19 protein-coding genes are annotated in these 22,507 nt (G+C 59.8%); 17 read left to right on the forward strand and 2 right to left on the reverse strand.

The window, feature by feature from the left end; genetic code table 11:
- Window positions 1-13: 13 nt before the first annotated feature.
- The 15 genes from SINAR_RS01000000133460 (at window position 14) to SINAR_RS0112055 (ending at window position 18,222) form a co-directional block, all read left to right on the forward strand.
- Window positions 14-532, forward strand: a complete 519-nt coding sequence (locus SINAR_RS01000000133460) for a DNA-packaging protein (RefSeq protein ID WP_050577496.1) — start codon at window positions 14-16, stop codon at window positions 530-532.
- The gene (locus SINAR_RS01000000133465; RefSeq protein WP_033057387.1) at window positions 519-2,105 is read left to right on the forward strand and encodes a terminase family protein; all 1,587 of its coding nucleotides are present in this window, start codon (window positions 519-521) and stop codon (window positions 2,103-2,105) included. The genes SINAR_RS01000000133460 and SINAR_RS01000000133465 overlap by 14 nt, the downstream gene beginning before the upstream one ends.
- Window positions 2,102-2,314 (forward strand): hypothetical protein, encoded by a 213-nt coding sequence (locus SINAR_RS0111990; protein WP_027999323.1) that lies wholly within the window; start codon window positions 2,102-2,104, stop codon window positions 2,312-2,314. Before SINAR_RS01000000133465 ends, SINAR_RS0111990 begins: the two co-directional genes overlap by 4 nt.
- Complete coding sequence (locus tag SINAR_RS0111995; protein ID WP_027999324.1) at window positions 2,314-3,987, forward strand: portal protein; 1,674 nt, start codon at window positions 2,314-2,316, stop codon at window positions 3,985-3,987. The genes SINAR_RS0111990 and SINAR_RS0111995 overlap by 1 nt, the downstream gene beginning before the upstream one ends.
- On the forward strand, window positions 3,980-4,372 hold the full coding sequence (locus SINAR_RS0112000) for a hypothetical protein (protein WP_027999325.1): 393 nt from the start codon (window positions 3,980-3,982) through the stop codon (window positions 4,370-4,372). Before SINAR_RS0111995 ends, SINAR_RS0112000 begins: the two co-directional genes overlap by 8 nt.
- The gene (locus SINAR_RS0112005) at window positions 4,299-5,252 is read left to right on the forward strand and encodes a hypothetical protein (protein ID WP_234710609.1); all 954 of its coding nucleotides are present in this window, start codon (window positions 4,299-4,301) and stop codon (window positions 5,250-5,252) included. Before SINAR_RS0112000 ends, SINAR_RS0112005 begins: the two co-directional genes overlap by 74 nt.
- A 382-nt stretch (window positions 5,253-5,634) precedes the next feature.
- Entirely contained in the window at window positions 5,635-6,471 is an 837-nt protein-coding gene (locus SINAR_RS0112015) for a phage capsid protein (RefSeq protein WP_027999327.1), read from the forward strand.
- Window positions 6,472-6,483: 12 nt separating this feature from the next.
- The gene (locus SINAR_RS0112020; RefSeq protein WP_027999328.1) at window positions 6,484-6,789 is read left to right on the forward strand and encodes a hypothetical protein; all 306 of its coding nucleotides are present in this window, start codon (window positions 6,484-6,486) and stop codon (window positions 6,787-6,789) included.
- A 69-nt stretch (window positions 6,790-6,858) separates the two neighbouring features.
- On the forward strand, window positions 6,859-7,296 hold the full coding sequence (locus SINAR_RS0112025) for a hypothetical protein (protein WP_027999329.1): 438 nt from the start codon (window positions 6,859-6,861) through the stop codon (window positions 7,294-7,296).
- 2 nt (window positions 7,297-7,298) lie between these two features.
- A complete protein-coding gene (locus tag SINAR_RS0112030) occupies window positions 7,299-7,961 on the forward strand; it encodes a phage connector family protein (protein ID WP_027999330.1) in 663 nt (220 codons plus the stop codon).
- Window positions 7,961-10,627, forward strand: a complete 2,667-nt coding sequence (locus tag SINAR_RS0112035; RefSeq protein WP_027999331.1) for a phage tail protein — start codon at window positions 7,961-7,963, stop codon at window positions 10,625-10,627. Before SINAR_RS0112030 ends, SINAR_RS0112035 begins: the two co-directional genes overlap by 1 nt.
- Window positions 10,620-10,985 (forward strand): hypothetical protein, encoded by a 366-nt coding sequence (locus SINAR_RS0112040; protein ID WP_027999332.1) that lies wholly within the window; start codon window positions 10,620-10,622, stop codon window positions 10,983-10,985. Before SINAR_RS0112035 ends, SINAR_RS0112040 begins: the two co-directional genes overlap by 8 nt.
- A complete protein-coding gene (locus SINAR_RS0112045) occupies window positions 10,973-11,500 on the forward strand; it encodes a hypothetical protein (protein ID WP_234710610.1) in 528 nt (175 codons plus the stop codon). The genes SINAR_RS0112040 and SINAR_RS0112045 overlap by 13 nt, the downstream gene beginning before the upstream one ends.
- A 9-nt stretch (window positions 11,501-11,509) precedes the next feature.
- Window positions 11,510-14,104 carry a hypothetical protein gene (locus SINAR_RS1000000134685; protein WP_050577497.1) on the forward strand — a complete coding sequence of 865 codons (2,595 nt, stop codon included), beginning with the start codon at window positions 11,510-11,512 and terminating at the stop codon, window positions 14,102-14,104.
- The gene (locus SINAR_RS0112055) at window positions 14,104-18,222 is read left to right on the forward strand and encodes a hypothetical protein (protein WP_027999334.1); all 4,119 of its coding nucleotides are present in this window, start codon (window positions 14,104-14,106) and stop codon (window positions 18,220-18,222) included. The genes SINAR_RS1000000134685 and SINAR_RS0112055 overlap by 1 nt, the downstream gene beginning before the upstream one ends.
- Here SINAR_RS0112055 and SINAR_RS1000000136630 read toward each other — a convergent pair.
- A complete protein-coding gene (locus SINAR_RS1000000136630; protein WP_150823911.1) occupies window positions 18,219-18,671 on the reverse strand; it encodes a hypothetical protein in 453 nt (150 codons plus the stop codon). The genes SINAR_RS0112055 and SINAR_RS1000000136630 overlap by 4 nt on opposite strands.
- Window positions 18,672-18,766: 95 nt before the next feature.
- On the opposite strand from SINAR_RS1000000136630, the gene SINAR_RS0112060 reads away from it, so the two are divergent.
- On the forward strand, window positions 18,767-20,671 hold the full coding sequence (locus SINAR_RS0112060) for a hypothetical protein (RefSeq protein WP_027999335.1): 1,905 nt from the start codon (window positions 18,767-18,769) through the stop codon (window positions 20,669-20,671).
- A 70-nt stretch (window positions 20,672-20,741) separates the two neighbouring features.
- On the opposite strand, the gene SINAR_RS1000000136635 is transcribed toward SINAR_RS0112060, so the two are convergent.
- The gene (locus tag SINAR_RS1000000136635) at window positions 20,742-21,695 is read right to left on the reverse strand and encodes a hypothetical protein (protein WP_150823912.1); all 954 of its coding nucleotides are present in this window, start codon (window positions 21,693-21,695) and stop codon (window positions 20,742-20,744) included.
- 95 nt (window positions 21,696-21,790) lie between these two features.
- On the opposite strand from SINAR_RS1000000136635, the gene SINAR_RS01000000133475 reads away from it, so the two are divergent.
- Window positions 21,791-22,507, forward strand: coding sequence for a lysozyme family protein (locus SINAR_RS01000000133475; protein WP_084617355.1), 717 nt, complete (start codon window positions 21,791-21,793; stop codon window positions 22,505-22,507).

The following is a 22,507-nucleotide window of genomic DNA, read 5'->3' on the forward strand; positions in this document are numbered from 1 at the left end:
GACAGGTGACATCATGAGCGCTCCGGTGGGCAACCAGTTCTGGAAGGCGAGAAGCTCGCACGGCCGGAAGCCAATCTTCGCGAATCCTGATGATCTGTGGACCGCCTGCGTCGAGTATTTCGAGTGGGTGGAGGAAAATCCTCTCTACGAGGCGAAGGCCTTCTCGTATCAGGGCGAGACCAAGATCGAGAGCATTCCGAAGATGCGGGCGATGACAATCGATGGGCTGTGTTTATTTCTCGATATCGGCATCCAGACTTGGCACGATTACAAGGGCAGGGATGATTTTTCGGAAGTCACCTCGCGAGCCGAGAACGTCATCCGGTCGCAGAAGTTTGCCGGCGCCGCGGCTGACTTGCTCAACGCAAACATTATTGCTCGGGATCTCGGCTTGGCGGACAAGGCAGAGCTGACCGGCAAGGACGGCGGCCCGATCGAAACGAAGGATGCCAGCGAGAACGAGATAGCGCGTCGCGTCGCGTTCATGCTGGCAAAGGGCCTCCAGGCGAAGAAGCCCGATGAATCTGAATGAGGTTCTAGCGGCGTTCAACGCGCTGCCTGCTGAGGAGCGGAAAGAACTTGAACGGCTGGCCCTCGAAGGAACCAAGGGGCAATTGTTCGTCCCAAACCCGGGCCCGCAAACAGACGCCTGGTTCTCTGAAGCCGACGAGCTTTTCTATGGCGGCGGCGCTGGTGGCGGGAAGACGACGCTGTTGTGCGGCCTCGCGATCGAACGCCACAAGGACAGCCTGATCTTCCGGCGCCAAATCCCGCAGGTCGACGGCCTCGAAAAGGAAGTCGAGCGCATCCTTGGCACACGCGACGGCTACAACAGCCAAGTCCACAAGTGGCGCCTTCCTGCTGGCAACCGGCTGCAGTTTGCCGGCATGCCCAACGAGACCGACAAGGAGAAGTACCAGGGCCGCCAGAACGATCTGAAGGGCTGGGACGAAATCACCCAATTCACGGAAACGCAGTTCCGCTACGTGAACGCCTGGAACCGAGATGCGAGCGGCGGACGATGCCGGATCGTTGCAACGGGAAACCCGCCGACGTCTGCTCAAGGCATGTGGGTGGTGAAATACTGGGGCCCATGGCTCGATCCTTCGCACCCGAATCCTGCTGCGCCTGGTGAGCTTCGATGGTTCACGACCGTCGACGGCGAAGATATCGAGGTAGAGGGCAGGGGGCCGCACTTCGTCAACGGCGAATGGGTCGAAGCGGTTTCCCGGACGTTCATTCCCTCACGTCTCGAAGACAATCCGGACCTGATGGCGACCGGCTACGCTTCGAGGCTGAATGCCCTTCCGAAAGAGCTTCGCGAGCGCCTGCGCAACGGCGCGTTCGATGTCGAGGCGGAAGACGATCCTTGGCAGATCATCCCCACCAAATGGGTGAAGGCCGCACAGGCTCGATGGACCGAACGCCCGCCGGAAGATGTGCCGATGAGTGCCGTTGCCGCGGACGTGGCGCAGGGTGGGCCGGATAAAACGCAGATCCAGACGCGCTATGATTGGTGGTATTCCCGCTTCAGCAGCTACAAGGGCAGCGAAACTCCGGACGGACCGACGGTTGCCGGCCTGATCATCAAGGAAATGCGTGACCGTTGCCGCGTTATTGTTGATGCCGGCGGCGGCTATGGCGGCGATACCCTGACGCAATTGGCTCATGCCGATGTCGATTGCTTCGGCTTCAAAGGTGGGTCTGCTTCTGCCTCCCGAACGCGGGAAGGCATGTACGGCTTCAAAAACCTTCGCTCGCAAGTGGTTTGGCAATTCCGCGAGCAGCTCGACCCCGACTACGGGTCGCAAATCGCACTGCCCCCTGACCCGGAACTGTCGGCTGATCTCTGTGCCTTCCGGTACGAGATACGGGCAGGGGGCGGCGGCGAGGAAATCGTCGTTCTTCCTAAGGAAGACATGAAGGAAATGCTGGGTCGATCGCCTGACAAGGGCGACACGACCATCATGCTTTCCGCTTCCAAGCTGGGCGGCCTCAAGCGCCCGAAGGCCGCCCAGGAACGCCGCGAACATCAGCGCCTGCGGCTTCAATCCGTCACTTCCAACGCCTCCCTGAAGGCACGTCTGCGAGGAAAGAAGCGATGAGCAAGCTTTTCGGTGGCGACAAGCCCGACTATCCCGATCCGGAACCGCCGGCAACGATGCCCGATCCTGATGACCCGTTGGCCAAGCGCCAGCGTCGCAAGCAGACGCGCACGCTGAGCACGCCCAGCAGCTCGACCGCTGACCGGTTGGCGCCTGTTCCCGGCACCATCGGCCGCGAGTTCACGCGCTCGACGCTGGGTGCGAACTGATGGCGGATCAAGCCGGCAAGGACCTGATGGAAATCGACTCCCGCCTGTTCTCGGGCAAGGGAAGTCTCGACAGTTTCCACCAGGAGATTGCCGAGTTCTTCTATCCTGAGCGCGCGAGCTTCACGCAGGAGCTCGTGCTCGGGCAGGACTTTGCCTCCCACTTGACGGATTCTTACCCCGTGCAGGTGCGGCGTGAGCTCGGCGACCAGATCGGCTCCATGGTTCGGCCCTCCGATCGGCAGTGGTTCAAGGCCAGTGCTTCGAATGAGCGCGTGGCTCGTGACAGCTCCGCAAAACAGTTTCTCGAGTTCATGACCGACGTGAACCGGGCAATCCTCTATTCCCGGGACAGCGGCTATCGTCGGGCGGCCAACGAGTGCGAGCACGACTTCTCGGCGTTCGGGATGGGCTGGGTGCAAGTCAGCTACAACAAGAAACGCGACAACCTGCTTTTCCGGACGCACCATCCGCGGAATATGGCCGGGTGCGAAGGCCACGACGGGCGCGTGAACCACGTTCACCGCAAGTGCGATATGAAGGCGCACACGATGGCGCACCTCTTCGGCGAAGCAAAGTTGCCGCAGCCGGTGAAGAACGCTCTTCAGCGCAAGGACCTCTCCAGCACGTTCAAGACGCGGCACGTCTTCATCCCGCTCGATGTCTACGAGCCCTATCGCAAGTTTCCGGCGGGCGCGAAGTGGGCCGACATCTATGTGACGGAAGATGGCGCCATTCTTCAGGAGCTTCCTGCCTTTACGTTCGACTACATCGCCCCGCGGTGGAAGACGGTCTCCGGGCACTTCTACGCGTTCTCGCCGGCCGTCGTTGTCGGCATTCCGCAGGCTCGCATGCTTCAACGCATGATGATGACCATCATCGAAGCGGGCGAAAAGCAGGTCGATCCGCCGATGATTGCGACGGAAGACGCGGTAACGAGCCCGATCGACCTGACCCCGAACGGTGTCACCTTCATTGATGCCGAATATGACGAGCGTCTTGGTGCTGCTCTTCGTGCTGTCGACCTCGGCAAGAACACAGGCCTTGGCGTCGATCTCGTCAACGATGCTCGAAGCACCCTGACCGAGGCGTTCTACCTCAACAAGCTTGCCCCGATGGCTTCCCTGCAGGGCCGTGAGGTGACGGCCTACCAGGCATCGCAGATGGTGCAGGAGTACATCCGCCATGCTCTGCCGCTGTTCGAGCCGATCGAGGACGAATGGACCGGCGCAACGCTGGATCTCGTAACCGAGAAGGTGATGCGTGCGGGCGGTTATGGTCCGGTGGACCGCAACGGAATTCCGGTGGACATGCCTGATATCCTGCTCGGGCAGAACATCACCTACGAGTTCAACAACTCGCTGAAGGAAGCCCGCGACCGGCAAGTGATCAACGGCTATCAGGAATCGTCCGCGATCCTTCAGGCCGGCATGGCTCTCGATCCTTCGCTCGCCTCCGACGTCGACACCCGGACGATGTTCCGGGATGCATTCGGCGCTGTCCCGGGTGGTCGCGCCGACTGGCTCGTCAACAAGGAACAGGCGGACGCCGGCCGCCAGCAGATGCAAGAGCAAATGGCGGCACAGCAGCAAATGCAGCAGGTGGGACAAGGTGCCGAAGTCGCGGGCCTCGTTGGCAATGCGGCTCAACAGCTCCAGGCGGCAATGAATGGCTGAGCGGCGCCCCTATCGTCCCTGGCACCCGGTCGCGGTCCGCTCGGACAATGAGCAGCCAGCAAGCGACCTCGAAATCCGCAAGGCTGATTGCGTGGCGATCCAAGCCGTTTCGAAGGGCATTGCCAGCGCCGAGCAGCAGCAACGTGCCGTAGCGGCAATCCTGCACATCTGCGGCATCAACAATCTGGCTTGGATGCCGGAAGAGCACGGCGGCGAGAGGGATACGACCTTCGCCGCCGGCAAACAGCACGTCGGGCACCAGCTCCGCAAGCTGATGTCCCATTCCATTTCCATTTTGACAGGTGAGAAACATGACGGACCAAAGCACGACCGGCGCAGCGGAAAGCCAGCCGACGACAGGAACGCAGACCGCGCCAAGCAATGATGCAATCGATACGTCCAAGTCTGGACAGGTCGAGAGCGGCACTACTTCGAAAGCGGGCGGTGATGACACTGGCGCGGTTCCGGCCGGCGATGGTGAATTGCAGGCGTTCCGCGAGAGGCTGGCCGGTGGCGATGAGACGATCCTGAAACAGCTCGGCCGTTACAAGTCGATCGATGCCATTTCCCGCGCCTATCGAGAGGCGTACAACACTGCGAAGAACGGCGGTGCAAAACTGCCGGCGCTGACGGACAAATCAACTCCTGAAGAGATCAAGGCCTATCGCGATGCTCACGGCATTCCGGAAGATCCGTCTGCCTATCCGGGCGATTTCCGCCAGGACTTCAGGGCGACGGACACTGATAAGGCGATCCTCGGCGAATTCAAAACCGCGATGCACGCCAGAAACGTACCGCCGGCTGCGGCGGCTGCTGCGCTCGATTGGTATCAGGACTTCGCGACGGCGCAGCAGCAGGAGCTCGATGGTAATTTGGCCCGCGTCGCGAAAGAGACGCAGTCAGCGCTTCGGAACGAATGGGGCGGCGAATACGACGGCAACATAGGCGCCGCTCAGCAGCTTATGACGTCCCACCTCGGCAAGGATGGTTTCGAGGAAATGATGGGCCTCCGTCTCATGGACGGCTCCCGCCTCCAGGACAATCTTGCATTCGTGAAGATGATGGCCCAGCTCGGCGGCGACTATTACGGTGGCAATGCCATCATGACAGGCGATGTCGAGACGACCGCCAAGACAGTTCAGGAACGGATCGACGAGTTGCTCGCTCTTCGCGTTTCCGATCCTGAGAAGTACAAGAGTGACGACGTCCAGCAGAAAATTACGAAGCTGTACGCGCAGCGCGACAAGATCAACGCTCGGAAATAGCAGGGCTATTGAAGTCTCTGCATGAGGTCCAATAGGAATTGAATTGCGTCTGGCGTCAGAACGAAAATGAATACCGGGCGCCGAATGATGAAGCGAATCAAGCGGTTCTCCTTCTGTTTGAGCTGAAGTTCGGAGACTTTCTCTCCGTATAAGAACCACTATCCACGCGAACAGTTATAGCGTTCTACACACGCGCTCTATGCGGCACCCCGGAAACGGCCCCGCACCTAATCCACCCGAACATTCAAGCTGATGCGACGCCCCGTTGAACGCGACGTCGCGGCCCCTTGCCATGTGCGAGGCATCCCGCGAACGCGCCAGGCGGCACCCTGAGCACGGCTGAAATCCAACCTCCCAATCAAGATCGAAAGGTTATTGGCCAATGGCTTACGCTATTACCAAAGACCAGTTCGTGGACGAGTGGGTCGTCGCATTTCAGCGCGGCGAAACCTACCTCAAGGACTGCGTCACCAAGGAAGAAATGCTCTCCGGCCTCACTGCGAAGTTCGCTCTGCAGGGCGCAGCCGGTCGCATGACCACCCGCGGCACGAACGGCCTGATTCCGTCTCGTAACCGCACCGACACGCAGCCGAGCGTTACCCTTGCTGAGAAGCACTCCAAGGAAACGCGCCCCGGCTTCGACGTCTTCACCGCCCCGGCAAACTTGCGTGAAGCTATGCAGAACGCCGGCGCAAATGCTGCCGCTCGTGAAATCGACTACACCATCATCGACGCACTGGCGACCGCCACCAACGTCTACGCCAGCGGTGCGGCCCAGACGCTCACCTACGGCAAGACGGTGGACGCTCTCACCGAGCTTTTCGAAAACGACGTCATGTCGGGCAACGAAATCACCTGCCTTTGGACCCCGAAGGCCTGGGCTCGTCTGCTGACCTTCCAGCAGTTTGCCTCTGCCGACTACATCGAATCGAAGCCGCTCGTCGGACTGACGCTTGATCGCCCAAAAATCTGGCTCGGCGCGAAGCACATCATGCACAACGGTCTCCCTGGCAAGGGCACCGCAACCGCCTCCAACTTCATCTTTGCGAAGCCGGCCGTCGGCCATGCCATCGCACAGGGGAACATCCAAGTCGGGGTCGGTTACAACGACGAGGACGATTACTCGTACTCGCGCCACACGATCTATGACGGCGCCGTGATCCTCCAGCAGGCCGGCGTCATCAAGGTCGTCACCGACGACACTGCGGCGTTCAGCTAAGGAGGCGCGCAAATGGCTTATGTAGCATCTGGCCTCAAACTCCTAGTCGGCGGCCTGTCCAACAGTTCTATGAACATGTGGCTGCTGGATACGACCGATGCCATCGCAACCGTCAATACCTCGGATTACATCAGCGATGGTGTAACCCGTGGCATGGCGCAGGGCGATATCGTCTTCGTCCGCACGCGTGCGTCCCTGCCGGCCGGCGCCGTCTCGGCGGTCAACATTGCCTTCGTGCTTGATGTTGGCACCGGTTCCGCCGCCCAGGGCGTCGACCTGACCGACGGTCTTGCCGTCACGGCAACCGATACCGACTAACGGTGTCAAATCAGGCCTCGTTCTCAGGAGCGGGGCCTTTTCCCTTTCCATTTCCACAGGTGAAAGACCATGACCAGTATTCAGAAACTGGCGGGCCATCGCTTTTCGCAGGCTGATTACTCGATCGGCCGCTTTGCTGCGACTGTCCCCGCTGAAACCACCCTCGAAGACGTGACGCACCCGGAATATTTCGCGAACCATCTCAACAGTTTGCGGGTGGGGGCGACCATCAGCGTTCTCTCCGACGACCACAAGCTTGATTGCGACCTTCGCATTCTGTCGGTCACCAAGACATCGGCAAGGGTGCGCGTGCTCCGCGTCTACGACGAGAAGGCGGCTCCGAAGGTGAAGGAGGCGGACATTTCCGCTCCGCTGATCAATCACGGCGGCCCGGTCCACAAATGGCGCTTCATCCATAACGGCGAAGTCGTCCAGCACGGCTTTGAGACGAAGGATGCGGCCGAACGTGCCGCGTCGAAATACATCGATCTCCTCAAGGGCGAATAAGCATGGCCGACAAGCTACAGGTGTGGAAGCAAGCGCTCGTTTACCTCCAGAAGGAGACCATCGCGACGCTTACCGATGATGTGCCGGCCGTCTATACGTTCGGCGCCGCATGGGATGGCGTTGTCGAGGAAGCTTTCAATGCGGGTGACTGGAATTTTGCCAAGCTCTCTGTAGCTCTGTCGCTCAACAATACCGAGACGCCGGCTGTCGGCTGGTCCTACGTGTTCGATTATCCGACCGATTGGATGCGGACTGTTGCAATCAACAGCAGCCCTGAGTTCCGCACTCGGTTCTATGATTACGTGGACGAAAACGGCTTTCTCCACGCGAATACGAACGTCCTGTACCTGCGGTATATCAGCCGCGCCAAGATGACGGACGTTGCGTCCTGGCCGTCGATGTTCTGGCGCTATGTCGCTGCGAAGCTGGCCTATGATACCTGCGGACGTCTGACCTCCGGCGATACCCTAGAGGACAAGCTCGAAAAGCGCATGGTCAAGGCCCTTCGGCAGGCCAAGAGCGTCGATGCCCGAAACGAGAACAACAAGGTCCTGAATCCCGGAACGTGGCTCCGTTCGCGCTACGGCGGCTATGGTCCGTGTGGCATCAATGACGGCGGCACGCTGGTAGGCGGCGAAATCACCTTCCAAGAGGGTGACGTCTGATGCCTCGCGTTTCGGCGCCGGTCTATTCCTTGAATGGCGGAGAGGTTGGCGACGAGGCGCTTTCGCGTCTCGATCTTGAGCGCCTGCAGTTTGCCGGCTCGCTTTATTCCAATCTCCTACCGCGTGTCATCGGCTCCATGACGCTGCGGCCGGGCTTGGAATACATAACCGACATCGATTTCGGCGACGTCCAGCTTCTCGAGTACAACTATTCAGGCGGATCGGCCCTAATCCCGATCCTCTCCAACCAAGCGATGCGTGTCGTCAAGGACGATGCACTCGTCTCCCGAGCATCGGTTAGCACCACCGTACTGAACGGCGACTTCAATTCCTTCACCGGCTGGACGGACGCGAGCACCGGGGCTGCCACCGCAACAGTCAGCGGTGGAGACCTCCGTCTCGCCGGGACCACGCAAGACCGGGCATCTGCAAAGCAGACGATTGCCGTGGCGGTGGCCGATCGAGGGATTGAGCATGCCTTGCGTTTGGACCTTTTCCGCGGACCCCTGAAGATTCGCCTCGGCTCGACGAGTGGCGCGGACGACCTGATCCCCGAGGCGGTGCTCGATGACGGCGTGCACTCGATCGCCTTCACGCCGACGACCGCAAACATCTACCTCGAACTCTTCAATGATGAGGCGCGGTTCGTCTGGCTACATTCGTGCCAGATCGAAAGCGCAGGGGTCATGGTCATCCCTGCGCCGTGGACCTCCGATGACTTGACCGACAACATCGTCCGCTACAAGCAGAACAAGGACATCCTCTATGTTGCCTCCGGCGTCTATCAGCAGCGCGAGATCCAGCGCCGCGGAGATACCTCCTGGGGCGTGCAGCGCTACAAGGTTGATGACGGGCCTTTCGTCGCCTCTGACGGGACGATTTCACTCGACCCCTCAGTCTACACTGGGAACGGCACGCTGACGGCCAGTCGCAGTTACTTCGATACCGGTATGGTTGGGCGCCTAGTCCGATTGTTCCAAAGCGGTCAAACGGTGATCGAGGATTTCACGACTGATCCTGCCGAAGGAGCGCACATCCGCGTGTCCGGCGTCGGCGCGGCCCGAAGGTTCACGTGGTATGTCGAAGGCACTTGGGCGGGCACAGTGCGGTTGCAGGTGGCGACAGACGATGGGTCGGGCAACCCAGGCGCATGGACGGATGTGCTTACACGATCAAGCAACGACACCGAGGCGTATACGGACCCTGACGATAATGTCGTCAAGTTTTTTCGGTTCGCAGTTGCAACTGGCGGCTATACGAGCGGCACAATCGAAACCCGCATCGTGTACAGCGGCGGCAGCCAGTCGGGCGTTGTTCGTATCACCGGCTACACCAGCGCGACATCGGCAAGTATGGAGGTCATCAGTCGGCTCTATTCGCTCAATGCGACGTTCGAATGGGATCACTCTGTCTGGTCAGACTATGACGGCTGGCCGGCCGCCGTGGACGTGTTCGGGGGGCGCATTTATTGGAGCCTTTCGGACATGATCTACGGATCGGTGCCTGATGCGTTCAAGAGCTTCGATGATGAGGTCGAAGGCAATTCCGCGCCAATATCGCGCTCCATCAACGCCAGTTCCCAGCGTGGGATTCTTTGGATGCTCGGCCTGCAGCGGCTGATTGCCGGGACTGACGCGTCCGAAGTCTCCATCAAGGCTTCGAGCTTCGATGAGCCGCTTACTGCGGATAGCTGGTTCCCTGTGGATGCGTCGACGCGAGGCTGCGCGAACCTCCGCGCGGTCAAGGCCGATAAGGACGGCATTTTCGTTCAGGCGTCGGGGACCGGCGCTTTCCGGATGTCCCCGGATCAGTCAGGCTTCGACTATTCGTCATCCGACCTTATGGCGATGCACGAGGAGATATGTGATGGATCGCCGATTGTGGATGTCGCTGTCCAGCGCAAGCCCGACACGGTCGTCTGGTTCATCCTCGCCAATGGCGAGGCAAGGGCGCTCACCTACGAACCTGCCGAAAACGTGATTGCCTGGTCGCGCGTTGTTACCGATGGTCTGTTCAAGCGGGTGGCGGCTATCCGCGGCGCCGGTCAGGACTCGGTTTATTTCGCGGTCGTGCGAAACGGTGCGCAGCGTCTGGAGCGATTGGCCAAGCTCTCGGAGTGCCGTGGCGGGGCGATCAATTGCCTTGCGGATGGGTTCAAGCGTTTCACCGGGGCCGCTGCGACGACGTTCTCCGTCCCGCATTTAAATGGCAAGCAGGTCATGGTGTGGGCCAACGGTCAGGCGATCCACGACCAGGACAACCTTTACACCGTCTCCGGCAATCAGGTGGTGCTCTCGAGCGCAAAGACGAACGTCGTCATCGGGCTTCCGTACACCGGCAAATGGCAGTCGACGAAGCTTGCTTATGGTGCCGCGAACGGCAGCGCTCTCTTCCGCAAGAAGCGGGTTTCGCAGCTTGGGCTCGGGCTGACGAAGACGATGTTGGATGGCTTGCGAGTCGGCAACTCCTTCGCCAACCTTCGCCGGCTGACCGTCACGAAGGGCGATAAGCCCGTTCCGGCTGGCTACCTATTCGAAGATTTCGACGCCGACATGATGTCAGTCTCCAGCGATTGGGACACGGACAGCCGCATATGCCTGGAAGCTCGCGCTCCCTATCCGTTTACGGCCTCGTCGCTGGTGATGGACGTGAAGACCAATGGCTAAGATCCTGCCCGCAAGCGAGATCGATTTTTCCCGATATTACGGCGGCATCGAGGTAACGGGACGCTGGGTCGGCCGTGCCATGTGGCGTGGGCGCATGATTGCGGGGTTTGGGGGCCTCATTGAGACGGACGCCGGGGAATGGTTCGCATTCCTTGAAGTGCCGCGGGAAGAGCGGAAACCGTCTGTTTTCCGGCACGTCCTGGCCGCATTCGCAGAAGCGAAAGAGCAAGGCGCGAAAGTCATCAAGGCAACTTGCGATGCCAGCATTCCGAGAGCTGTGGATCTGATGATGCACCTCGGCTTTGCACCGACAGACGAAATCCTAGACGGCAAGGTGGTGTGGAAATGGGAGCGTTAGCACCGGTACTCGGCGCAATTGGCCAGGTCGCAGCCATCGGCGGCACGCTGCTCCAGGTGGCTGGCACCATGCAGGCCGGCCGCGAGCAGGAAGCGCGGTTTAATTACGAGCAGAAGGTTCAGGAGCAGCAAGCCGACGAAGCGCAGGCAGCAAGCCAGCGCGACGCAGCGGAACGCTATCGTGAGGGCCGGTTCATGCTTTCGCAGCAGCGCGCGGCAATCGCTGGTTCTGGCGGCAGTGTTTCCGATCCCTCCGTCATCGATCTCATGAACGATACCCAGGAGCGGACGACGCTTGCAGCTCAAACCGAAATCTACAAGGGCGAGCAGCAGGCGCGTGGCTACAATGACGCCGCCAAGGTCGCCGGCATCAACGCCAGCAATTCGATGAGTGCCGCACGGCTTCGGGCTGGCGCGTCTCTCTTCGCTGGCGTGTCCGACATGTACAGCCGCTTCGGACAGCAGGCCATGCAATCGCGGACGGCCACCGGCACCACGGCTCCGCTCTACGGCTGAAAGAGATAAATGGTTACGATTCCCACCTCTCGCGACGTTGCTTATGCCAGCTCTCGATCGGGCCGCATAGCGCCCTCTGGGCCGTCTGTAAGCGTTGGCGCCGCGGTCGCAGATGCTGGCCAGGCTCTAACGCATGTCGCCTACAATCTGAACGACCTTCGCACCCAGGAGGCGCTCGACAATCAGAACAAGGCCGGCTTCGACCTCGAAACGAAGATTGCGCAGTTTCGCGATCAAGAAGAGCAGTCGTTTAACAAGGCGCGTGAGGAAGCCAGCGAAAGCGGAATCGGCTTTACCCGGTCCTTCATGGAAGGCTACGAGAAGCGTGCCAACGACTTCGTGAAGGCGAATTTTGCCAACATTTCCGAAGGGCAGAACGCTCAGTCCCGGCAAACCCTCCTCGGCCTTGGCAACAGCCTGTATGGCAAGTCTCACGCCTACGAACAGCAGTCGAAAACGAACTTCTACGACCGCACCACGAACGGCAACCTGGACAAGATCCGAACGCAGATCGGCAACAACGCTGCTCCATTCGACCAGCTCAAGAAGCAGGGTCTGGAGGCAATCAATTCTGCAGACATGCCGGAAGCGTGGAAGGCTGAGCGTCGCGCCCTGTGGGACTCTGATGCGGCCGAAAGCAAGTGGCGCTGGAAATTCCAGCAGGACCCCGACACTGCCGTCCGCCAGATGAAGGGCATTACTGTTGACGCAAAGGGGCTCTCCAACGCGATCCAACAGACGGCTGAGCAACTCGGTGTCAATCCCGTCGATCTCGCCACTGTCATGTCTTACGAGACAGGGGGCACGTTCGATCCTTGGAAAAAGGGCCCGACGACCAAATGGGGTGAGCATCGCGGCCTGATCCAGTGGGGCGAGCCGCAGCGCGCCAAATATGGCGTCACTGCAGATATGCCGATCGAGCAGCAGGTCGCGGCGGTTGGCCGGTATCTCCGCGATGCGGGCGTTCAGCCTGGCATGGGACTGCTTGACATCTACTCGGCCGTGAATGCCGGGGCCCCGGGCCTCTATGACCGCTCCGATTATAAGCAGGGCGGCGCTCCTGGTACCGTGGCCGACAAGGTGAAATACCAGATGGAGCAGCACAAGGCGAAAGCCGCGGCGCTTCTGGGCGGCACCTACACGCCAGCTGCAAATGATCCGGATCTTGACGCGATCCCCTATGAGCGTCGCGCGCAGTTGGCATCTTGGGGCGAAACCGAATACAGCCAGCAGATTACCAAGCAGCGTGCGGCCGCAAAGGACAGCTATAGCCTCCTGATTGCCACGCAGCCGGAGCAGGTGCGCGAAAGCGTCATCTTGCAGGACCCCGCGCTAGATACCGGTGACAAGGCGCAGTTGATCACCTCGCTTCGATCGGCGCTGAAGGAAAGTGCGGGCGTCAACCAATTCATCGGGTCGCTGGCGCAGGGCAATGTTGACGTCAATCCGTTCAATGCGGATCAGGTGAAGGTTGCCGACAAGGGATATGAGAAGCTTCTTTCCGTCGCCGCGAGCCCGGAAGAGCAGAAGGCCGTCACCTCCGATTTCGTCGCGCGCACCGGCTACATTCCCAAGACGGTGCAGGCAGAGCTGCGGAACGGCGCATCGTCCACAGATCCGGCCGTGGTTGCCCAATCGATGGAAGCGGGCCTCGTTCTCTCAAAGAATGCGCCTGTATCCTTCGGTGCGTTCGAAGGCTCTGCCGGCGTCCGGAGCAAAATGGACGTCTACAGGGCTTACACCCGCGACATGGGCTATTCGCCAGAAGAGGCTGGCCGGAAGCTGGTCGATGCCAATGATCCGGAAAAGGCTTCTCAGCGTGAGGCCTTGCTCAAGTCGAAGACTGTTGCGGATGCGCTAAAGGCGGTCTCTGCGGACACAATCGCTTCGTCCTTCGACACGAGCCGTCTCGGTCTTGCGCCGAATCCTTCCCTGGGACCCAACCCCGCCGCGGAAGCTGCAATGCTGGCCGAGTATCGATCGATCTACCAGGAAGCAATCGTTGAAGCCGGTGGCGACATGACGGCCGCGAAACTGGCGGCTGACGAGCGTTTCAAGCGCTCTTACGGAGTCACGGGCTTCTCGACGATGGGAAACAACGTCGTCGTCAAGAACCCTCCCGAGAAGGCCTATCCGCCGGCTCCTGATGGCACCTTCGATTACATTCGCGAGCAGCTGGCGGAAACGATGAAGGGTCAGGGCGTCGAGGCTGAAGAGTTCTTCCTGCATCCGGACGAGATGACGGCTCGAGATATCCGCGCAGGCCTGCCTCCACGGTATGTCGTGCTCTACCGCAAGGACGGGAAGCTCGAACGGTTCAATGTGCCGTTTTACGCCGACACGATCGAGATGAAGAAGCGGTACGAAGAGAAGAAGGCGAACAGCATTCGCCAGTCCGAGGGCCGCATGATCGAAAACCGCGAGCGCTCTATTCGCGAACGCGACGCAGCGGAGAACGCCTTTGACCAGACAGTCGGTCCCGACTGGATGAAGGCTCGCGCTGCTGAACAGGAACGCGAGCGCGTCCGCCAGGACGAGACCTTGCGTGATCTGCGCGGGTTCAACCCCGGCCCGATCAATGGCGGTGGTGGAGGCGGTTACTGATGCCTTTGGATTTCACACGAGCTCAGCCTGAAGCCGCGACGGTCGGGATATCAGACTATGACAGGCCGGACCCGGCTTTCATGGACACGCTTTCCGCCGCCTATCGCCAGGAAAACATCATCGGATCTGCCTTCACCAATGCCCGGATCAACTTGGCGGCCGGCGACGTCAATTCAGTCGACCCTGAATACAATGTCTTCGAGGACCTGAAGGGCTACGAGGATTACGCGGACCGCTTCGAGAACGTATTCAGCAGGCCGGCGGCGGATGCAAAAAAGGCTCAGATCGATCAGGAAAAGCGCGACCGCGAAACGCTTGCGGCAAGCGGTTGGACGGGCCTCGGCGTTTCGATGGCTGCGGGGCTGACCGACATTCCCACGCTCATTCCTGGCGGTGCCTTCGTCCGAGCCGGCAAGGTCGGCTATTCGGCATTGCGGTCGGTTGCCTCGGTCGGTGCTGCTGCCGGCGTTGGCGCCCTTGCCCAAGAGGCGGGACTGCAGGCCACGCAGGAACTGCGCACGCCAGCAGAAAGCGCGCTTGCCGTGGGAGGCTCCGTTATCCTGGGCGGGCTTATTGGTGGTGCTGGTGCGAAGTTCTTCAGCAAAGCCGAGTGGGGGCGTGTCAGCAAGCAACTCGAGGCGGATCTGACCGACGACGTCGCAGACCCGATCGACGTCACGAACACCATCGTCAAGCGGATGCAGGCGGCCGGTGCGGACTCCGTCGAAGAGCTCGACCTTTCTGACCTGGGAATTGGCGGTCCGAAAGCTGCGGACCTGCTCGCGAGAGCAACGGCTGCAGTTCGTATCAATCCGGGCATTCAAACAATGCTGTCGCCGTCGGTGAAGGTCCGCGAAGTCTACGGCCGGCTCGTCGACAATCCGATCTATACGACCATGAACATGGAAGGCCGGTCGCTCGGGGCAGATGTTGAAAACTCGGTGAAGCTTTACGAGCGCGGTGCGGTCGGCACCTGGCTCGGCAATTCGCGCCAACTTTACCGGGAAGCACGCAAGGCCGGCTATACCGGGACGCGGACGGAGTTCTATCAGGCAATCGCTCACGCCGGCCGCCGCGGTGACGTTGACCCTGACGGCAACATGTTCGTGACGCGGGCCGCACGGGAAGCGCGCGGCCTGATTTTCGATCCATTGCTAGAGCGTGCGAAGGAATTGAAGCTCCTTCCCGACGACGTGAAGACGACGACGGCGGCAAGCTATGTCACGCGAATGTGGAACCGCCAGCGGCTGATCGGCGAGGAAACGCGTTTCCGAGATATCGCGCGCAAATATTTCAACGAAGAGCTGGACCGGGCCCTTATCCGGCAGGAGGAACGCCAGCTCGGCAACAAGATTGTCGAGTCGATGTACGTTGACGACCGGTTCAACAAGGCGTTTCAGCGCCTGTCCAACATCGAAAAACGGCTTTCCGACCGCGCCCGCATTCGCGGCGGCATGCTCTCGCGGGTTCAGACTGAGGAGGCTCGCCGTTTCGATGTCCTTCAGAAGCGTGCGCCACGTCCCGTCGTTGATGCGCTCCGCGAGGGAGCAGCAGACGACTCCTTGATCAAGACCGTAAAGGAAGCCAGATCCTCCGAGAACGTGAAGCGCGCGAAGACGCCGGTCCTCTCGATCCTGAGGAAGCGTGGGGGCGTTCGCATCGGCTCGCCTCTCGCCGGCGAACTGGAGGCTATCGGGGTAAACCCCAAAACCGTGCCTGGCCTCTTCAAACGTGAGGGCGGGCGCGGGGCTGCGGACAATATCGTTGCCCGCGAATTCGACCTCTTCGACAATCTTCCGACCGACGAAAACGGCTACGTGCTGCAGGACTCCATCATTGACGCGATCCGCGCGGAAATGGCGGGTGTTCCGATCCGGTCCAGTGCTGACGAGGCCGAAGTTGCTTCCGCAGAGGCGCTTACTGAAAACGCCCGGCTCTGGCTGCAGTCGATCGGGCTCCGCGAGAACGCAACGATCAAGGAAATTCGCGAGCACCTTAATCAGGTGCTTGGCCCCGAAAATCTCTTGGGTGAGGTCGACGCCAAGATTGCTCGCCTCAACCGGGAAATCGAGGAGTTCGACCAGGCCACAGACGCAATTAAGAACGAGCAGATCATTTCCGACGCGGAAGCGCGGAAGGTCGCTGACGAACTGCGTACCCTGGAAGACGAGATTAACGCCAGTGCGGATCTCGCGAAGGCTTCGCCGGCAATTGGCCGCATGGTTGATTACGCCAAGGCTCGCCGTGAATATGGCGCCGCTCGCTATCAGCAGATCCGCGTCACGAACCGTCTTGAGGCACTGAAGCTTGTCGACTCCGAAGGACGCCTCACGCCCGAACTGGAGGCCGAGATGCGGAAACTCGCCACCGAGGCGAAGGAAATAGAGGAGAGGATCGCCAAGACCACCGCCAAATCGGACAAGCTCAAGAAGACGCTTCCGAAGCAGAAACAGGACATCCCCGACTTTGTCAGCCATGAGGACCGCGACGATTACATCAACGAAATCGTGGACTCGGTTTTCAACAACCTGACCGGCCGGGGGCAGGGTGATGTGCCCGAATGGCTCGTTCCTGTGACGCGTGGACCGCTGAAGGAGCGCACCTTCAATATTCCAGACGAGCGCGTCGAAGACTTCCTCGAGAACGATATGGAACTGGTGCTGCGCCGCTATGCTCGCACGATGGCGGCTGAGGTCGAGATAGCGCAGAAGTTCGGCCGCGCCGACATGAAGGAGCAGTTTGAGGAAATCACGCGCGAATACACGGATCTTCGGAAAGCGGCGAAGACGGATGCAGAACGCGAAAAGCTCAATGCTGCCGAAGCCCGCGACGTCAAGAACCTCACGGCATTTCGGGACTTGATCCGCGGCACCTATCGTGCGGCCGAGGAAGGCAGCGACTGGAGCAAGATTACTCGTGCGGCTCTCACCTGGAATTATGTCCGCCTCATGGGCGGCGTGGTGATGACCAGCCTAACGGATGCCGTCAACGTTCTGGGAAAATTCGGAATGCGAGCCACCATGCGGGAAGCTCTGCCCGGGCTTGTCAGCGGCACCAAGGCAGCGAAGATTGCCAGGCAGGACGCTCGCGAGCTTGGCGTCGTTGCTGAGCGCGTTTTGCAGTCCCGGCTGGCATCGCTTGCGGATTTGCAAGACCCGTACCGGCACGGCTCCACGTTCGATCGGTTCCTTTCAAACACCTCGAATCTTTTCACCAAGGCCACCGGCCTCGGACTGTGGAACGACACGCTGAGGACCATGGTCTCGGTGATGTCGCAAAACCGTATTATGCGCGTTGCTCTGGAGTGGGATAAGGCGGCGAAGGAAGAGCGGGCCTATCTCGCGATGCTGGGCATCGATGAGCACATGGCTGAACGGATCGCGTCACAGTTCCGCCGGCACGGGATCGAGGAAGAGGGTATCTACGGCGCTAATGCGTCGGCCTGGGATGACGCATTGGCTTACCGGACTTGGGCGGCTGCCCTCAATAAGGACGCTGACCGCACCATCATCGTCAAAGGCGTGTCGGATAATCCGCTCTGGATGAAGACGAACCTTGGCAAGTTGCTTTTCCAGTTTAAAAGCTTCGCTCTCGCAGCTCACCAGCGCATTCTTCTCGCCGGCCTTCAAGAGCGCCCGCATCGCCTCGCCGAGCAGCTCGTCTTTGCAACAGGCATCGGCATGCTGATTTCCTACCTGAAATACATCGAGCGCGGGGATTCCGACGAGGCGCAGCGGCTCCTGGATAATCCGGGCTTGTGGATCGCGAACGGCCTCGATCGTTCGGGCGTGCTCGCTATTCCATTTGAGATTTCGAATACCGTCGAGAAGATTGGCTTGCCCGGGCTAATGACTGCTGCTCAGGCGGTTACCGGAGATGAAGACCGCGGCGGTTCTGCTTCGCGCTATGCGAGCCGCGGGAAGTTCGGTGCGCTCGCCGGCCCGAGCGTCGGTGCCTTCGAGGATCTGGCCGAGATCCTTCGTCAGGTCGCAGACGGTGATGTCAAAGAATCCGGCGCGAATGCGGTTATCCGGCAATTGCCTGGGGCTACCCTTCCGGGAGTCCGCTCAGCCATTCACATCGGCCTCAAGCCTGCGTTGGCAGAGGCGGTCGACTAAATCGGATCGTTGGGCACGCACGAAATCTGCTCGGCCGGGGGCTGATTGTTGCGTACTGCCTCGTAGGCCGCAGTTTCCTGCCGAGTTCGGCAAATTGGCCGCTGCACAATGTCGTATCCCTTGGCGGCCAAACATCTCTGAATGAAGCGTTCGCGCAGGCCTTGGTTTGCATCCGAGGTTGTCACAGAGCCAGGAATATTCACTGCTCCGACACGGTTGCAGCTCGTGTAATTGCCTATCGTCGAGCACTGCAGCGTCCCCGGATTGTAATAGCCGGGATTGGTATGGATCTGCGTGGACTCAGGAACCTGCTGCAGGCCCGCTATCCGACATTCGTCCGCCGCAAGTTGCCGTTCAGCCAACGATGAACCTGTCTTGTGAAGCACGTTCACAGGTCCGGTCACACACCCGGCCAGCAGCACCGCAAGTGCGATAGCGCATCTACGCATAAGAATCCCCCAACGCCCACTCGCGGCGATCAAACCCCAAACAGTTTCACAACGCAAGGCTGCTGCGCGGCCTTATTGCCTATTGAGGTAAATGCATGTCGACAGAATTCAGCGACAGCCAGCACTACGGCTTCTTCATGAGCGGAACCACGCTCACGTCTGGCAATGGCTTCTACATCAGATGGTCAGAGGTTGTACTTGCATCGCTGCGCGCCGCCGGCTTTCTCGACAACATGGAAGACGGCACGCTCCCGCCATCCGACCTGTCGAAGCTCTGGCTGGATAAGAACTTCGACCCGGCCCTGCTCAAGGAATGGAACCCTATCGGTGCGACTTGGGAGCAGGTGACAAATCAGACGCTCTTCGGCCGTGTTCCCTGGCGTGGGCCGTGGGAAAGCTCCGCAACCTATCGCCGAGCAGACGTGGTCAGCTATCAGGGCCGCATCTGGATCGCTGTGCAGCCAAGCCAGAATCACGCGCCAGCCGAGGATGCTCACTGGGATCTATTCCTTGAATCAGTAGCCGATGATGCCGTAAGCACTGCGAAAATTCAGGCGGGCGCTGTCACAACGCCGAAGATTGCCGACAACGCGGTTACGAACGCTAAACAGGCGGACATGGCAACCGCCACGATCAAGGGACGAGCCACGGCAGGTGCTGGCGACCCGGAAGATCTAACTGGCTCACAAGCGATCAGTATCCTGGATCCTAATAGCCAAGTCCTTCAGGGCGAAGGTCTCAAGCTGACCTATCATAAGGCAAGGGGCGCATGGCACATCAAGGCGTTCGGCTCATCCCTCACAGACGTGGGTGCCGGCAACGCGACCGTCGATACGGCCGCGCTCCAGTCTGCCATGTCATCCGGCGAAATGATCGACGTAAGCGGAGTGATATTGCAGGCCAACAATACTGTCGTCTGCAACCTTGAGAGTTCGAAAATCGGCGCGACAATTCAGTCAAACCGCAATGCTGGTGCGGTTAGTCAAATTAAGGTTGTCGATGATGCCTTGCCAGTCTTGTTCCAAGTCGGCCACGACAATTTCGAGGCGTCCGGATTCAGCGTCAGGGGCAACGACACGAACGTGACCACGACCATGTTCTGGCTGGAACGAACTGTCGACACATACCGCGACATTGACGCTCGGATCGTGAATATGAGCCTCAATTTCGGGGCGAGGGCAATCTATCACAAAGGTCGCGGCCTAGAATTCTTTGGAAATACGATTTCTGATTTTCACACCGCTGGTATTGAGTTCGATCAGCCAGCTACGTGGACACCTCGCGGCAGCACATCGATTGACGGTATTGACACGGGTACTCGCGGGGTTCGCATTCTGAGCAACCGCGTTCACGTGATGCAATCACCGTTCCTGTTGAATGCGGGCACATACGCGCTGAACATCGGCGGCATCGAGGTTAACGGTGTCATGGCCGATGTCGGCTGCGATGGCGGGCTGTTCAAGGGTGTCTTTATCGACATGCAAGCGACGGACATCCAGTGCCGCTTCTCGGCGCAAGCGGGGTCGCGCATCTTCGAACTTAACCCTGGCTCGCGCAACATTACCCTGACGAACTTCAATGCGGCCGGCTACATTGGGGCCAGCGGGAACAGAATGGCAAATCATGCTATCCGTATGACTTCTAGCGCCGCCAATCCCATCAAGGATATCTTTGTCATCGGAGGCACTATCGGGCCAACCTTGCAAGCAGGCGTCAATCTGCAGGGTGACGGCGCGTATGAGAATATCTGCTTTAGCAATGTCGTGTGGGATCGAATAGGCCAAGACGGCGGCGATCGAAGCCCTATCCAGGTGAGTTCGACGGTTCCTAGCTCCGTGATCAAGCTCCTAGGAACGCATGGCCGAAGCAACTTTACGTCCCGACCATTCCTTCGGGCATTCAATACCCCAGCCAACAACACGCTCATCCGCGAAGTCACGTCGACGATTGATGCTTCGTTCAGTGGTTGGGCGACCGCTGGCGTCGTGGTGACGACCTGAGCCTCCAAGGCAATCGCGGAGCGTCGATTTCCCGATACGAATGCCGGTGAAAACAATGGAACAGCTTGCGCTACGGGTTCTCGGGTCTATCGAGCGGAAGGGGGCCGCGCATTGGAAGCTCTACGCCCTCGCGGCTGTTTTCGGGTTGGCTGTGGGTATCGTTGCTGACCTCAGGCGAAGGCGCTTTTTCTGGGGGCTCATTCTGGGGTGGTATGCCGCTCTCTTGTTCGATCGTATCGTCGTTTAGAAATATCTCTACTTTCGCCAGTTGCTGGAGGCACTTTTCAGCAGTCGTCCGGATTTCATATCGTGTGCTTCTGCCGTCTCGCTGGAACGATTCCGATATCGCGCAGGTGTCCTCTTGCTGGGCCGGCCACAAATACGGGAGTGCAATCCCTAACGTTGTCACGAACAAACTGAGCCAAGCAAGTGTCGTCGGGCAAGTCATGTACCGTTTGAAAACGGCCCCTAGGCCGGGGGACACCCTAGCGACTTCTTCGATAGCTGCAGACGCTGGGAGTTCGCCAGAACTCATCTGTTTCGCGATGTGCGCGATGGCCGCGAACATCGCGTGCGTAAGCGGCTCTCCTTCGATGATCCGCGCAACTTCTTCGCCAAGATCAAAGATACCTTCCACTAGCTTGGCATGCTCGCATCGGCACTTTGGGCAGGTGTCTTCGTTGTCGAAGCCGTAGAACCTGCTACTCCCAACATTGTAGTTTTTGGATGGGAATACAGTGCGGCATTGAGGGCACATCGCCGGTAGGGGCGGCCCATTGGGTCGTCGATAGCCCACCATTGATTTACCTGCTGGCTCCGTCGACTTCGGGTCGTTGGAAATCCTGGTGCCAGAGACCCCTACGCTACTGTGTTCGACATCCCACGGATGTCGCACGTTGTTGAACTGCAGACGGTTAAAGACGCCCCCGTGTGAATTGCGGAGGCTTATGCCAACGTCAAAATCGCTGATGGTCATGTCTTCGAAAACAGGCCCGCCTGCACTTACTTCAATCCCTATGGCCATCTGAGACTCCTTTCGCGGCAAGCTAAGTGATTCTCGCCTCATGAGTCTCGGGCCACGCAGCGACTAGGCAGCTACTTTCAATGAAAAGGTGAAACATGGACAAGACCGTTCCTCCCGGCGCGGCGATCCTGCTCGACTTCATCCGCGAGACGGAAGTCGGCCGGAGCGACCGCGCGTCCTATGACGTGATCTATGCGAATAAGCAGGGGAAGCTGAAGCAGCCTCTCACGACGATGAACTATGGAGACGTCGTCGACGAGCAGAGGAAGTGGTCGAAAAACCACGGATCGAGCGCGGCGGGCGCCTACCAGTTCATGCGCGCCACATTGATCGGCCTGGCGAAGGAAATCCCGTCGATCAGCGGAACGGACATCTTCACGCCCGACCTGCAAGACCGGCTTGGTTATCACCTCCTGAAGCGCCGCGGCTATGAGGAGTTCGTGACCGGAAAGATCACGCTGGTCGACTTCGCTCGGCGCCTGGCGATGGAATGGGCGTCGTTCCCGGTCCTGGCCGACTGCAAGGGCTCGCACCGGTTCATCAATCGTGGGATGAGCTTCTATGCCGGCGATGGGGTGAACAAGGCGCTGGTGAAGTCGGAGAAGGTGGAGGCGGTGTTGCGCCAGGTTCTCGCCACCGCGCGCCGGCCGGTGGACATCCAGCCCGTTCCCGAGTCCGTCGAAGTCGATCCGCCACCCGCACCCGCCTCCAAGTCCCGCGGCATCGCTGCGCTTATTTTGGCCGCTCTGGCTGCCGCCGGCGCGTGGTTTGCTTCGGTCCCTTGCAATCTCTTCGGCGCCTTCTGCGGGTGA

It is taken from the genome of Sinorhizobium arboris LMG 14919 (genome assembly GCF_000427465.1).
Lineage (GTDB): Bacteria > Pseudomonadota > Alphaproteobacteria > Rhizobiales > Rhizobiaceae > Sinorhizobium > Sinorhizobium arboris.

Coding starts and splice junctions, on each gene's coding strand:
- SINAR_RS0112025 (WP_027999329.1), top strand. CDS start 6,859: ATGACCAGTATTCAGAAACTGGCGGGCCATCGCTTTTCGCAGGCTGAT.
- SINAR_RS0112000 (WP_027999325.1), top strand. CDS start 3,980: ATGGCTGAGCGGCGCCCCTATCGTCCCTGGCACCCGGTCGCGGTCCGC.
- SINAR_RS01000000133465 (WP_033057387.1), top strand. CDS start 519: ATGAATCTGAATGAGGTTCTAGCGGCGTTCAACGCGCTGCCTGCTGAG.
- SINAR_RS0112055 (WP_027999334.1), top strand. CDS start 14,104: ATGCCTTTGGATTTCACACGAGCTCAGCCTGAAGCCGCGACGGTCGGG.
- SINAR_RS1000000136635 (WP_150823912.1), bottom strand. CDS start 21,695: ATGGCCATAGGGATTGAAGTAAGTGCAGGCGGGCCTGTTTTCGAAGAC.
- SINAR_RS01000000133460 (WP_050577496.1), top strand. CDS start 14: ATGAGCGCTCCGGTGGGCAACCAGTTCTGGAAGGCGAGAAGCTCGCAC.
- SINAR_RS0112030 (WP_027999330.1), top strand. CDS start 7,299: ATGGCCGACAAGCTACAGGTGTGGAAGCAAGCGCTCGTTTACCTCCAG.
- SINAR_RS1000000136630 (WP_150823911.1), bottom strand. CDS start 18,671: ATGCGTAGATGCGCTATCGCACTTGCGGTGCTGCTGGCCGGGTGTGTG.
- SINAR_RS01000000133475 (WP_084617355.1), top strand. CDS start 21,791: ATGGACAAGACCGTTCCTCCCGGCGCGGCGATCCTGCTCGACTTCATC.
- SINAR_RS0112015 (WP_027999327.1), top strand. CDS start 5,635: ATGGCTTACGCTATTACCAAAGACCAGTTCGTGGACGAGTGGGTCGTC.
- SINAR_RS0112040 (WP_027999332.1), top strand. CDS start 10,620: ATGGCTAAGATCCTGCCCGCAAGCGAGATCGATTTTTCCCGATATTAC.
- SINAR_RS0111990 (WP_027999323.1), top strand. CDS start 2,102: ATGAGCAAGCTTTTCGGTGGCGACAAGCCCGACTATCCCGATCCGGAA.
- SINAR_RS0112020 (WP_027999328.1), top strand. CDS start 6,484: ATGGCTTATGTAGCATCTGGCCTCAAACTCCTAGTCGGCGGCCTGTCC.
- SINAR_RS0112005 (WP_234710609.1), top strand. CDS start 4,299: ATGACGGACCAAAGCACGACCGGCGCAGCGGAAAGCCAGCCGACGACA.
- SINAR_RS0112045 (WP_234710610.1), top strand. CDS start 10,973: ATGGGAGCGTTAGCACCGGTACTCGGCGCAATTGGCCAGGTCGCAGCC.
- SINAR_RS0112060 (WP_027999335.1), top strand. CDS start 18,767: ATGTCGACAGAATTCAGCGACAGCCAGCACTACGGCTTCTTCATGAGC.
- SINAR_RS0111995 (WP_027999324.1), top strand. CDS start 2,314: ATGGCGGATCAAGCCGGCAAGGACCTGATGGAAATCGACTCCCGCCTG.
- SINAR_RS1000000134685 (WP_050577497.1), top strand. CDS start 11,510: ATGGTTACGATTCCCACCTCTCGCGACGTTGCTTATGCCAGCTCTCGA.
- SINAR_RS0112035 (WP_027999331.1), top strand. CDS start 7,961: ATGCCTCGCGTTTCGGCGCCGGTCTATTCCTTGAATGGCGGAGAGGTT.